Below are 13427 nucleotides of genomic sequence, written 5' to 3'. Positions count from 1 at the left end.
TTTTACTCGTTCATGTTGCGGTACGTGGCGACGGCAGAAGGCGAAATACGATTGAGATAACGGAAAATCCAATACTTTAAGACCGTATCGAGGATCACCGGAAAGGTTGCAATAAAAAGGAAATTAAAATCTCGGCTCTCCGCAATGCCAAAATGTTTCGCCACATTTTCGAGGATAATTTCCCAGCCATGGGGCGAGTGATAACCCACAAAAATATCCGTGAACAAAATAATTAAAAATGCCTTTGCTGAGTCACTCAGACCATAGACAATCTCATCTAAAAAGCCCTTTAACATCGCAATTTCGCGCTTACTGATTAACAAAATTCCTACAAAAGCAAAAAAGCTAAAAATATCAGAAAAAATATTTTCGTAGGCGTTGTAACTTTCGGCACGATAATCCTGGGCAATTTCTGTTGCTTTTTCTTGAATTTTTTCAGTAATTTCCGCCTCCGTGAGGGCTGGCGCTAACCCCACTAACTGGCGCATTTCCAGGGTCGCTCGGTAATGTTCTAATTCCTCAAAGGCTTCGTTTTCTAGATCGGGGTTCGCAAACAAGGCTGGACTCGCCTCGGTGAAAAAATGCTCTTCCACGAAAGGCGTAATCGCAATTTTTGCGAGCTGATGCACCAATAAGGGCACAATGACGAGGGTGAGCAGAAACTTGATCGAAACAGCGGTTTTGTTGCGCGATCGCCGGAATTTTGTCACCACCTCGGCTTCTGCTTCGTTGGACTTGGGATCGATCTCCTGCTGGATGCGGGAGAATGTCCGCATGATGGAGCGGGGCACGAGACCCGTTTTGTCCGATACTGTCTCTACTTTGGGTTTGCTGTCGGGGCCGCCATTGGTTTTGGGAGCCTCTGGGCCATCGAGGGGGATAAGGGCAACGGATTGTTTCGACAGGCCACGGCCATAGCGTCCGGTGACTTCGTCAATGAAGCGCAGTTTTTCGATAATGAGCGTCGGCTTGTCGGCGGCATCCGGATAGTAGATATTGCTCGCTTTTTTTTGGAGCGTTTCTTCGGAAACGGGAACGACGGTATTAAAGGAACGAAATTCTCGCAGGCGCACCTCGATAATTTTGAGTTGTTTGCGTACTTCCCGCTGAAAATAGCCGATCACACTGTCGCTATAGTCGGCATTGCGGCCAGAAACGGGTTTGCCGCCAAAGTGTTCGAGTTCAATGGCTTGGATATTGAGGGCGGCACGGTAGGCCTGCTCCAGGGCACGGTCTGGGGTGTCGTAAAACCAGCGGCGGGCTTTTTTGATGAAGTTGGTTAGATTCATTGGGTTTAAATGTTTCTGTATGGCCTGGGCAGACACCCTCCGCCTGCGGCACCTCCCTCAAGGGATACCCCTCTAACTCCCCTCCAGGGGAGAAGACACCCTCCGGCCTGACGGCCACCTCCCTCAAGGGAGGATCTTTTTTGTTTTGTGTTAGTTGGTTATTGTAATCGAAGTAGATGAGATTGTTTGGGGGTTTGATGGGAGCAATTTGGTTACGGGGTCAATCGCGGTCTGGGAAAACGACGGCATTGGTGGCACGACTAAAAGCTTGGGTGGAAGGACAGGATCCCCAGGCGGTATTGGTACCGGGATTATTGGTCTTAGCGGCGAATAATCAAAATCAGCGGCGGCTGGCAGACTTGATTCACCAAGACATTCGCGGTAGCTATCCCTTTGTGAGTAAAACGCCAGTGGCGTTTATGGCTGATGAGGTGGAATTATTTTTCCCGTTAATCTGTGAACAGTTGGCGATCGCCCCCCGATTTCCCCTACGGTTGCGGCCAGAGATGGAACAAAAGTTGGCGCGGGAACTGTGGGCCGACACCCTAGCCACCTGGGAGTTACTGCCCAATGAACGGTTTCAGAATCGCTTGGTGCGACGGCTATTGGATATTTTGTTGCTGGCGGGAGCGGCGGGCATCGCCCTAGCAGAGATTCCCCAACGGCTCATGGCGGGGCAGTTATCTCTACTGACGGGGACGGTGGCCACTGGTGCAGAGACCAACCACGAAGAATTTACAGAAACGGCGGAAAAACTGATCCAACAGTGGCGAGATTGGTGCCTAGGACGAGGTTTCTTGACCTATGGCATTATTTACGATCTCTATGGGCAATGTTTATTGAAAAATGAACAATACCAAACTTCCCTAGGGCAACGGTTTGGGGCAATTTTCGCCGATGATGGGCAAGATTATCCGGCGATCGCCAAGGATTTGGCTGAGGTTTTGTTAGATCAAGGCTGTACCGGGGTCTTTACAGAAAATCCCGTCGGGAGAATTCGCCTCGGCCTCAGTGGTGATCCTGACCATTGGGGCCAATTGGCGCAACGGTGCCAGGTGATTCATTTAGAACGACCAGCGGGCCTGGGGGACACCCTCACAGCGCAAATTCAAAAGACCGTGACCCAACCCCAGTTTGGGGGACAACTACCCGCAACCATCCAATCCATTCAAACTGTTGCCCGCGCCCAACTGCTGGCCCGGGTCGGTGAACAAATCCAATTCTTAGTGAAAGATCAGGGGGTTGCGCCGGCGGACATTGCAATTATTGCCCCTGGACTGGATGAAGTGGCCCGTTACACCCTGATGGAGAATCTTGCCGTCGCCCAAATTCCCCTGGAACCGCTGCGGGAACAACGACCCATCGCGAGTTCTCCCTGGGGGCGATCGCTACTGACCTTGTTGGCGTTGATTTATCCCGGTAGTGGGCGTCTGATCCAGAGCCAAGCTGTGGCGGAAATGCTCATGATGTTGTCCCAGACCGCCACCGAAAAGCTGCTAATCGATCCCGTGCGGGCTGGTCTCTTGGTGGACTATTGTTTTCAGCCCGATCCGGAGCGGCCGCAATTGCTCCCGGCGACAACGATGCCCAGGGGCGATCGCCTCGGCTACCAAGCCACCCAAGCCTATGAAGCAATTCGTCAGTGGATCGAGCAAACCCAGGCCACCCATCAAATAACTCCCCAGGGCATTTTGCAGACCCTGAACCAAGCAATCCAAACCTTTTACCTCCAAAAACTTGCCCCCAACTATGGTCAACTGGCAACCCTGCGGGAACTCAGCGAGACGGCCCAGCACTTTTGGCAATGTGGCGATCGCCTGGAGTCTCAAGATACGATCACAGCCCAGCTTGCCGACCTGCTGCAACTCATCCAAGCAGAAACCATTACCGCCAATCCCCGACCCCAGTACAACTTCAACCACCAACCCTCTAATTCCATTACGCTCGCAACTATTTTTCAATACCGCTCCGCCCGTCGCCACCACCCCTATCAGTTTTGGCTGGATGCGGGATCTCGTCTTTGGGAAAAAGGTGGTGCGGCAACCTTGTTTGGCTATGGCGTATTTCAACGTAGTTGGCAAGGGGAACCTTGGTCTCTGGCGCTCGAACAACAAGGCGATCGCCAACGGCTCCAGGATATTATCCAAGACCTCCTCGCCCGCGCCGATACCCAAATTTATCTGTGCCACAGTGATTTTGGCACCAACGGCAGTGAACAGCTTGGCCCCCTCTATCCCCTCATTCAAGCCACCCAAGAATGCCTCCAATCCTCCCTTGAGGGAGGTGGCCGCTAGGCCGGAGGGTGCCATTCTCCCCTGCGAGGGGAGTTAGAGGGGTGTTCTCAATAGGCTGCTGATTGACACTCCCCTAACCCCTCTCAAGAGGGGAACAGTTGGCGGGTATGCTGGCGAGTCCGATGAACTTCTCCCCTATGAGGGGAGCGAGAGGGGGTGTCCCTTGAGGGAGGTACCGCAGGCGGAGGGTGCCATTCTCCCCTATGAGAGGAGCTAGAGGGGTGTCCCAATCATGATTGTTCGCTGACATCCATGTAACAAACCCTTTACAGGGGATTGCTTCTGAAAAATAAGCTGATCTAAGTTAAAAGCAGCCTATGATACAGTATCTCGACAGTCTGCATGAATTCTTTTAAAATGTAGGCTTCAATACAACAAAACGCCAAAATAATCTATCCCCCTATTGGAAAAAATTATAGGGAAGCAGAGCTCTTATTTCTGGTGTATTCTTCGTCCTTTAAGTTATTCCTTAGGTAACTCCCGTGGTTTCAACAACTTCCCCCGCAGCAACTGAGACTGCTGTCCGTTCAGAGGTTCGTTCTGGTGCATATATCTTGATCGATAGCCTCAAGCGCCATGGTGTCGAATACATTTTTGGCTATCCCGGTGGTGCGATCCTGCCCATCTACGATGCCCTACACCCAGTGGAAGAACGGGGAGAAATTAAGCACATCCTTGTGCGCCATGAACAGGGAGCTTCCCACGCAGCCGATGGCTATGCCCGTGCCACCGGCAAAGTGGGGGTTTGTTTTGGTACCTCTGGCCCCGGAGCAACAAACCTCGTCACGGGAATTGCCACAGCCCATATGGACTCAATCCCGATGGTCGTGATTACAGGCCAAGTCACCCGCGCGGCGATCGGTACAGATGCCTTCCAGGAGACAGATATTTTTGGCATTACCCTACCCGTAGTGAAACATTCCTACGTAGTGCGGGATCCGAAGGATATGGCGCGGATCGTTGCCGAAGCCTTTTACATTGCAAGCACAGGTCGGCCCGGCCCTGTATTAGTGGATGTCCCCAAGGATGTCGGTCTGGAACTATGTGAGTATGTTCCCGTTGAACCCGGTGACGTGGATATCCCTGGTTACAAACCCCGCACCGAAGGAGACACCTCTAAAATTGGGGAAGCGGTACGTCTGATCTCTGAATCCCGTAAGCCGTTACTTTACGTCGGGGGCGGTGCCATTACCTCTGGTGCCCACGCAGAAATTAAAGAATTAGCTGAACAGTTCCAAATTCCCGTCACTACCACTCTGATGGGCTTGGGCGCTTTTGACGAGCATAACCCCTTATCGGTTGGGATGTTGGGGATGCATGGTTCGGCCTATGCCAACTTCGCCGTGAGTGAATGTGATCTGCTGATTGCGGTGGGAGCCCGTTTTGATGACCGGGTAACTGGCAAATTAGATGAGTTTGCCTCAGAAGCGAAGGTGATTCACATCGATATTGACCCCGCTGAGGTGGGTAAAAATCGTTTACCGGAAGTGGCCATTGTTGGTGATGTGCGCCATGTGTTGATCGAGATGTTGCAGCAACTGGGTGGTAAAGGTTTACCCCTCGGTAATAAGCCCACGGAAGAATGGCTCAATAAGATTCAAGGCTGGAAAGAAAAACATCCTTTGGTCGCGCCTCGCTTTGCGGATTCGATCTCGCCCCAGTCGGTGATCGTGGAGTTAGACCGCCAGGCTCCCCATGCCTACTACACAACGGATGTGGGTCAACACCAGATGTGGGCTGCCCAGTTCCTGAAAAATAGCCCCCGCCGCTGGATCTCCAGTGCAGGCTTGGGCACCATGGGCTTTGGCCTTCCGGCGGCTCTGGGGGCAAAGGTGGCGATCGCCGATGAAGAGGTGATTTGTATCAGTGGAGATGCCAGTTTCCAGATGTGTTTGCAAGAGTTGGCAACCCTGGCCCAATACCAAATCAAGGTGAAGACGGTGATCCTCAACAACGGCTGGCAGGGGATGGTGCGCCAGTGGCAACAAAACTTCTACGGCCAGCGTTATTCTTCCTCCAACATGGAAGCGGGGATGCCGAACTTTGAACTGCTCGCCCAGGCCTTTGGCGTGAAGGGGATGGTGGTGGATCATCCGGACGATCTGTCGGGGGCGATCGCCGAAATGTTGGCCCATGACGGCCCCGTATTGTTGGATGTGCGGGTGAAAAAAGATGAAAACTGCTATCCGATGGTCATCCCCGGCAAGAGCAATGCCCACATGATGGGTTTGAATGAAGGCTAAAGATCGCTAGGGAAACTTTGCCTAGAACTTGTTAGTGAAATCGAGATGAGGAGTAGGGTTTAACCTTGCTCCTTTTTTGTGGCTCGATTAGGATATAAGCCGCAGCGAATGGGGCAATTTTTTCAGGATGGGTGAACTCGTTTTACATTGGCATCGGCGAGATTTGCGGCTACAGGATAATGTGGCCTTGGCAGAAGCACGGCAGCAGTCGGCTAAGGTGATCGGCATTTTCTGCTTCGATCCAGCCATTTTAGAAAAAGAAGATGTGGCCCCGGCACGGGTAAAGTATCTGTTAGCTTGCCTGGCGGAGTTGGCAGAAAATTACCAAAAAGCGGGTAGTCAACTGTTGATTTTCCAGGGGAATCCCCTAGAAGTATTGCCGAAAGTCGCAGAATCTCTCAAAGCCCATACGGTCTACTGGAATCTGGACGTAGAACCCTACGCCCAACAGCGGGATCACCAAATGGCGATCACCTTGCGTCAGGTGGGGGCCAAGGTAGAAACCTTTTGGGATCAGCTCCTCCATGCACCGGGGAAGGTCTTCACCCAATCGAAAAAGCCCTACAGCGTTTATTCGCCGTTCTGGAAAAACTGGTCACAAAAGACAAAAGCCGCGCCCGTTGCCGCCCTAAAAGATTGCCAAGGATTGAGCAATGCAGAACAGAAACTAGCAAAAAAACTAGGGGCGATCGCCTTACCGAGTTTGGCTGATCTGGGTTTTAGTTGGGATAAGCCTTTTACTGTGCCCGTGGGGGAAGCGGCGAGCCTGGAACAACTCACTCGTTTTACGGAAAATTTGATTGAAAAATACGATGGCGATCGCAACTTTCCGGCCACCGATGGCACCTCCCGCCTGAGTGCTGCGTTGAAATTTGGGGCGATCGGCATTCGGACGGTTTGGCAAGCCACGGAAACCGCCCTAGAACATTGCCGCAGTAAAGAAGCAGAAGCTGGCGTCACCACCTGGCAGCAGGAATTAGCCTGGCGAGAATTTTATCAACACTGTCTCTTTTTCTTTCCGGAACTTGCCCAGGGGCCATACCGGGAAGAGTTTAAAGATTTTCCCTGGGAAAATGACGCACAGAAATTCCAAGCCTGGTGCGCAGGTGCAACGGGCTATCCAATTATTGATGCGGCGATGCGCCAACTGAACGAAACGGGCTGGATGCACAATCGCTGCCGGATGATTGTCGCCAGTTTTCTCACCAAAGATTTGATTATCGACTGGCGTTGGGGCGAAAAATATTTCATGCAAACCCTCGTCGATGGGGATCTCTCCGCGAATAATGGCGGTTGGCAGTGGAGTGCTTCTAGTGGCATGGATCCCAAACCCCTGCGAATTTTTAATCCCTATACCCAAGCTCAAAAGTTTGACCCCGAAGCAGACTATATTCGCCACTGGTTGCCCAATTTAAGGAGTTTAGATACCCAGGTTTTACTTACAGGTCAAATTCCCCGTTTACTCTGTCAGCAGTACAACTATCCGGAACCGATTGTGGAGCACCGGGTACGGCAGCGGGAATTTAAGCGCCTCTATAAATTAGTTAAAGACAAAGCCTAAACAAAACGGGTGAGATTAACGCGATAGCGTTCTTTTTTGGTCATGTTGATCTCACCAACTTCGACCCGACCTTTACCCCTGAGGGAAATTAGATCGCCTGCTTTGACGTTGTAGCTGCTTTGGGTAATGGTTTTCCAGTTCACCCGCACATTGCCGCCGGCGATCACCTCGGCCATTTTCGCCCGGGACATCCCTAAACCAGCCGACCCAATGGCATCCAAACGGAGAGAGGCTTCAACGGTGGTGAGTTCTTTCTTTTTTGGTGGGCGTACTTTTAATTCTTCGATGGGGATCGGCCGCGTTTTCACTGGGACAGAGCGCACCTGCACCAGGGATGTTTCTAAAAAGGGCACCAGTTCCGGAATCACCAAGGCCTGGGCACCGCGATCGCCTAAGACGAGAATGTCACCGACTTTGTCCCGCACGAGACCTGTGCCGAGGAGCGAACCCAAGAAATCCCGGTGGGTCGCTGTATCAAACAAAAAATTACCGGCAATGTCCAAGGCGGCAATTTCCACATGGCTGGCATCGAGGGGAATTTCTTCGCGGGCGATCGCCAACCGTTGTCGTTCCGCTTGAGGGTAGCCCCCCCCATGGACAACCTGGACTTCCGTGAGCTTGCCAAAAATTTCTAGAGCTTCGTAGAGCACCGGCGGTGAGAGAAAATCCGTCTGGACAATTTCCCAAGTGCGAATCGCCTGATCCGCTTGGTCGAGCAGCCGACTGAGTTCCGCGCGGTTTTCAACGCCCTTGAGTAAATCATCCTTCGGTAAATTCATAGGCTGGGAAAAGGCGATCGTACAATAAAATTAAGTGGCTAAAATGTTGAGAAATTTGCTGTAGAGTGCTGATAAAATTCCAACTCATTAAAGGCACGACTTGCCAATTCTACCACTGCTAAATCATACCAAAACCCTTCTGAAGTCTGTAACTCCGCTAAGCGATCTTGGCAAATGAAGGGACTTAAAACGCTACAAGACCAGGCCAAAAGCGATTCTAAACTGGTGCGATCGCCATCGGGAAAATACCAAAAGCTACCAAATTTTGCATTGCGACCATTAGGATAATACCAAGAGCGCCCAAACTTTGCATTTTGACCATTGGGGTAATACCAGGAATTACCAAACTTTGCACTCTGGCCATTGGCATAGTACCAAGAGTTGCCAAACTTCGCGTTGCGGCCATTGCGCCATTCCAGTCGTCTGCTTTGATTTGTCCCCGGTAATGCACACAAAACTTGCTGCAAACCTGATGTTTCCCTTGCAACTGAACCATAGGAATCCTGGGCGATCGCCAATCGCGCTAGAACCGTTGTATCCAGACAATCCTGAGACGCTGAAGCTGGTGGAATAGTAATAAGCAGGGATGGGAAACGGCGCTGCACCAAAAAACTCGGATTTTCCAGTGCACAGTACCGATATTCCAGGGTAAGTAACTCTAGATCATTAGCACGATTTTGAGTTCGGTAACGGCGAACCTGCTCACAGGTGCGTAGGAAACCATAGTCTCGTTGAGCTTGGGCGGGCAATGGCTTTTGTAACATTCCCCCCAGTAAAATCCCAAGGATGCTACTGCACCGTAGCCAGATTTTCATGCCTTTGCTCCCGATATTGCCAAAGTACCACGTGCCTATGCTAGCGGAAAAGTTCGTTGCTATTCCGTGACGCATAATCTAACTAACAAGGTTCGGCTCAAAAGTCTGTGGCGTCGGGAAACCCTCCGTTTACAAACCCCGATCAAGCCATAATAATGAAAACAGTTCATTTACTCTCCTAGGAATTTCTGTGGCTATCTTTGATTGGTTTCGGCGCAAGACAACTGACAAATCCCAAGACACTTCTGAACCAACCGTTACAGAAGAACAGGTGCCAGAATCTCCCACGGAGGAAGCTGCTGTCCCCGAACCAGAGACGCCATCAACCCCAGAAATTGACTACCTAAACTGGGCGAAATCCGCCTACAAAAATATCCAAGAAAAAAAGGGTATTGAAACAACGGAAGCTCCTCAAACTGAGACCGCAGAACCCCAGGAGCCAGAACCAGAAGTTATTGCCGCCGAGACCGAACCAGAAACACCAGCCCCTGAACCCACGGCAACGGCCCTAGAAACCACCGAAGAGATCGCTCCTCAACCAGAAGCCCCAGCAGAAGTAACTCCCCCAGAACCAGAGAGTGAACCAGCCGAGATCGAAGCAACCGAAACCGTTACACCTGTTGCTCCAGAGCCAGCACCAGAAGTTATTGCTGCCGAAGCAGAGAATGCCCCAGATAGCGAGACAGTAGCCGCACCGGAACCAGAAACCGCCACAGCCACCACGCCCGCCTGGATGAAAAAGTCCGATGGCCTCGAAAAGCTCAAGGAAACGGCGATTGATACCGAAGGGCTAGAGTTTGACGAAAATTTCCTCTGGTCTGCCAAGGTGCTTGCCGATCAAGGGCGTGATGCCAGTGATATTTCCCTCGAAGAAATTGAATGGCTCAAAAAGCTCCGGGATGGTCTCGGTAAAACCCGCCGCAGCTTAGTCAATCAACTCAAGGCTGTGGTCGGTCAAGGGCCGCTCAATGACGAAGCTGTATTAGAAATTGAATCACTTCTGCTCCAGGCCGATGTGGGCATTGAGGCCACTGATTACATCATCGAAACCCTCCAAGAACGACTCCGCCAGGAAGCCCTCCCCCCCGAAGCGGCGATCGCCTATCTCAAAGAAATTCTGCGGGACATCCTCGATAAACCCCTCGCGAAACTACCCAGCACCGAATTTGCCCCTGAAGCCGACAAACTCAATGTCTGGATGCTCACTGGCGTCAATGGTGCCGGAAAAACCACCACTATTGGGAAACTGGCTCACCTTGCCAATCAATCGGGCTATAGCTGTGTAATTGCTGCGGCAGACACTTTCCGGGCCGCTGCCGTCGAACAAGTAAAAGTCTGGGGCGAAAGAACAGATACCCCCGTGATCGCTAACCCCGGCAAAAATACGGATCCCGCTGCGGTCGTTTTTGATGGCATTACCGCAGCCCAAGCAAGGCAAGCGCAAATTTTGCTCGTCGATACCGCTGGCCGTCTACAAAATAAGAAAAACTTGATGGATGAGTTAGCGAAAATTCGGCGGATCGTTGATAAAAAAGCCCCCGATGCCCAGGTGGAATCCCTCTTAGTCTTGGATGCAACCCTCGGCCAAAACGGTCTGCGTCAAGCCCAGGTCTTTTCAGAAGCGGCAAAACTCAGTGGCGTTGTCCTAACGAAATTAGATGGCACGGCCCGGGGTGGGGTAGCCCTCGCCGTAAGTCAGCAACTCGGTTTACCAATTCGCTTTATCGGTGCTGGGGAAGGCATTGAGGATCTCCGTCCTTTCTCTAGCTACGAATTTGTTGAAGCGCTGCTGGACGGCTAGACTCCCAATAAAACTCTTCAAAATCCTGAGAGGCGGATGTTTCCATAAAGCAACCGCCTTTTTTGGTGGCCTGTAGAATTCTAAGATTTCCTTACAAAATGACTCAGGCAAGCTGAAAATCTCAGTATGCTAAAAGTTAATTCGGCCAGTGCGCAGCAGTTGATAACCGGAAGTCATAGAGGCGAGGGAAATAAACAGGTGCCAAAGGCTCACGGGGGCCAAAACGGCTCGACCTCCCGCAAAGATCAAGAGAATTGAGGCACCGATCAAAATCCAACCCAATACACGGTTATTTTCTGGGAGTGTAAAGAGGGAAACGACACCCCCAGCTAAGGTCATCACCGCTAGATCCGCCGAAAGACCCCGCCAAAAAGAATAGCCATAACCGCCGGTCGTGAAGAAAATATTTTTGCCCAGGAAATAAACACCCAAGAGGATTAAGCCAAGGCCGACCACTTTACCGAGAAATTTCATTGTTTTTTGTTCCTAATGATATTTTAGTGTAGCGAATACCATGATCCATGTAATTTATTCCGATCAATTTCTTGACCACAACACGGGGCGCTCCCACCCAGAAAGTGCGCGACGGTTAACGGCGATCGCCCAAGCCCTGAAAACAGTCTCCTGGGCGAACCAAATTCAGTGGCATGAACCAACGGCGATCGCCTCACGGGATCCCTTGCACTGGGTACACCAATTACATGATGACTATTACCTGAAACAACTGGAAAAATTAGCGGCATCCGGGGGCGGCTATTGGGATCCGGATACCCCCGTTTCACCCCAAAGTTTTAATGCGGCACTTTTGGCGGTCAATGCTTGTTTAGATGGGGTGGATTTAGCGCTTCAAACAAAGGAGCCTGTATTTGCCTTGGTGCGGCCCCCCGGTCATCACGCCACCCGCAGCACAGGGATGGGATTTTGCCTGTTAGGAAATGTGGCGACCGCCGCCCATTATGCCTTGGGTTTAGCGGGCGTTAAAAAAGTGGCGATCCTCGATTGGGATGTCCACCATGGCAACGGCACAGAATATTTAGTCGAGGAAAATCCCCAGATTTTTTATTGTTCTCTCCATCAGGATCCGGCTTATCCGGGCACTGGCCAGGCCCACCATCACGGCAGCCACCAAAATATTTTAAATATCCCCCTCAAACCCGGCGCAGATCAAAGGATCTATGTCCAAAAATTCCAGGACGTGGTTTTACCCTACCTGCAAAAGTTTCAACCGGATCTATTAATCGTCAGTGCAGGCTACGATGCCACCGCCAAAGATCCTTTAGCGGGAATGAATCTCCAACCCCAGGATTACAAAGTTTTTAGCGAATTTTGCCAGCAGTTACCTTGTCCAATAATGTTTGCCCTAGAAGGGGGCTATCATCTCCAATCCTTGGCGGAATCAGTGGTGGCCACCCTCGAACCTTTCGTTCAATAGGGCAGATGAATTTCACCAAGGAGCGCCGGACATTTTGCCCCCGTTACCTTTGGCAGATTTCCCGGAAATTCTTTCGTGCGCCAGTAGGCTAATACCGCAAAGGCGATCGCCTCTTTGGCATCGTGGTTTAAATCCAGGTCGTCGGTGCTTCTGACGGGAATCTGATTTCCGAACGCAACTTGTAGACGTTCTCTGAGATAACTATTGCGGCACCCACCACCACACAGAAAAATTTCGTCGGGCAGTTGGGGTAAAAAGAGTTCATAGTTTCGCTGCACTGTTAGCGCCGTAAATTCCGTCAAACTTGCGAGCCAATCCGCCTCTGTAAGTTGGAACGCCTGGGCGTCGTGCCAACATTTTTCCAAAAAATCCACCCCGAAATATTCTCGACCCGTAGACTTTGGCGGCAACTGCTCCACAAAAGGATCCCCTAGCCAGCGTTGGACTAAATCTAAGTGGGGTGTTCCCTGGGACGCCCAAATTCCATCTTGGTCGTAGGCTTGGGTACCGTTGGTTAATTTTTGAATCGCTAAATCCAACAGCACATTGCCAGGGCCAGTATCCCAACCGATCACGTAATTTTCCCAATCAGCCTGGTTTTTGGGCGGCAAATAGGTGACATTACCAATGCCTCCCAGGTTTTGAATACAGCGGTGTTTCGTCGAGTCAGCCAAAAGATAGGCATCGACCTTCGGCACAAGCGGCGCGCCCTGTCCCCCGGCGGCAAGATCTGCCCGGCGAAAATTACTGACCGTTGGCAAGTTTGTTTGTTGGGCGATCGCCTCACCACGACCCAGTTGCCAACTCAAACCCAAGTTGCCATTGGGAGGACGATGAAAAATGGTTTGGCCGTGGGAACCGATTAATTCTGCTTTGCCGTAGCGTTCTTGAAGTTGCCTTGCCGCAGTAGCAAAACTGTGGGCAATTTCGTCATCAAGGGCCGCAAATTCCAAGGCACTGAGTTTTTCTCCGGCACACACTGCGAGGATTTTTTCCCGGAGTTCAGACGGATAAGAATAGGTCGTAAAGCCGAGTAGTTCAATTTCAATAGCGTCGGCTTCCCCCTGAATCTCTACCAGGGCCGCATCAATGCCATCGACTGAAGTGCCGCTCATTAAACCAATCACACGCATAGATTATGTTCCCCACTGAGGCGATCGCCACTTTATTATTACCCAACCTTTAAGATGCAGAAATTCTTCATTTCGATGAA

Annotated in this window: 10 protein-coding genes; 5 read left to right on the top strand and 5 right to left on the bottom strand. The window is 51.2% G+C overall.

Annotated elements, in window-relative coordinates; genetic code table 11:
- Positions 1–2: 2 nt before the first annotated feature.
- A complete protein-coding gene (locus AWQ21_RS14095) occupies positions 3–1289 on the bottom strand; it encodes a proton extrusion protein PcxA (RefSeq protein ID WP_065715073.1) in 1287 nt (428 codons plus the stop codon).
- A 176-nt stretch (positions 1290–1465) separates the two neighbouring features.
- Between AWQ21_RS14095 and AWQ21_RS14090 the strand changes: the two genes are divergently transcribed.
- The 3 genes from AWQ21_RS14090 (at position 1466) to AWQ21_RS14080 (ending at position 7387) form a co-directional block, all read left to right on the top strand.
- Entirely contained in the window at positions 1466–3583 is a 2118-nt protein-coding gene (locus AWQ21_RS14090) for a hypothetical protein (RefSeq protein ID WP_232314998.1), read from the top strand.
- Positions 3584–4065: 482 nt separating this feature from the next.
- A complete protein-coding gene (ilvB, locus tag AWQ21_RS14085; protein WP_065715072.1) occupies positions 4066–5826 on the top strand; it encodes a biosynthetic-type acetolactate synthase large subunit in 1761 nt (586 codons plus the stop codon).
- A 127-nt stretch (positions 5827–5953) separates the two neighbouring features.
- Positions 5954–7387, top strand: a complete 1434-nt coding sequence (locus AWQ21_RS14080) for an FAD-binding domain-containing protein (protein WP_065715071.1) — start codon at positions 5954–5956, stop codon at positions 7385–7387.
- Here AWQ21_RS14080 and AWQ21_RS14075 read toward each other — a convergent pair.
- Positions 7384–8166, bottom strand: a complete 783-nt coding sequence (locus AWQ21_RS14075; RefSeq protein WP_065715070.1) for a photosystem II S4 domain protein — start codon at positions 8164–8166, stop codon at positions 7384–7386. The genes AWQ21_RS14080 and AWQ21_RS14075 overlap by 4 nt on opposite strands.
- A gap of 38 nt (positions 8167–8204) precedes the next feature.
- Complete coding sequence (locus tag AWQ21_RS14070) at positions 8205–8981, bottom strand: hypothetical protein (protein WP_065715069.1); 777 nt, start codon at positions 8979–8981, stop codon at positions 8205–8207.
- A 196-nt stretch (positions 8982–9177) separates the two neighbouring features.
- Here AWQ21_RS14070 and ftsY point away from each other — a divergent pair, with 196 nt between their 5' ends.
- A complete protein-coding gene (gene ftsY / locus AWQ21_RS14065) occupies positions 9178–10782 on the top strand; it encodes a signal recognition particle-docking protein FtsY (protein ID WP_065715383.1) in 1605 nt (534 codons plus the stop codon).
- 129 nt (positions 10783–10911) lie between these two features.
- Here the strand turns inward: ftsY and AWQ21_RS14060 are convergent, their stop codons facing one another.
- Positions 10912–11256, bottom strand: coding sequence for a hypothetical protein (locus tag AWQ21_RS14060; RefSeq protein WP_065715068.1), 345 nt, complete (start codon positions 11254–11256; stop codon positions 10912–10914).
- 40 nt (positions 11257–11296) lie between these two features.
- On the opposite strand from AWQ21_RS14060, the gene AWQ21_RS14055 reads away from it, so the two are divergent.
- Entirely contained in the window at positions 11297–12214 is a 918-nt protein-coding gene (locus AWQ21_RS14055) for a histone deacetylase (RefSeq protein ID WP_065715067.1), read from the top strand.
- Here the strand turns inward: AWQ21_RS14055 and AWQ21_RS14050 are convergent.
- Positions 12208–13347 carry an anhydro-N-acetylmuramic acid kinase gene (locus AWQ21_RS14050; RefSeq protein WP_065715066.1) on the bottom strand — a complete coding sequence of 380 codons (1140 nt, stop codon included), beginning with the start codon at positions 13345–13347 and terminating at the stop codon, positions 12208–12210. The two genes, AWQ21_RS14055 and AWQ21_RS14050, sit on opposite strands and share 7 nt — an antisense overlap.
- Positions 13348–13427: the final 80 nt, after the last annotated feature.

The organism is Picosynechococcus sp. PCC 7003, assembly GCF_001693255.1.
Taxonomy (GTDB): domain Bacteria; phylum Cyanobacteriota; class Cyanobacteriia; order Cyanobacteriales; family MRBY01; genus MRBY01.
Note: the sequence above shows the minus strand (reverse complement) of the source record. Positions and strands in the feature narration are given on the sequence as shown.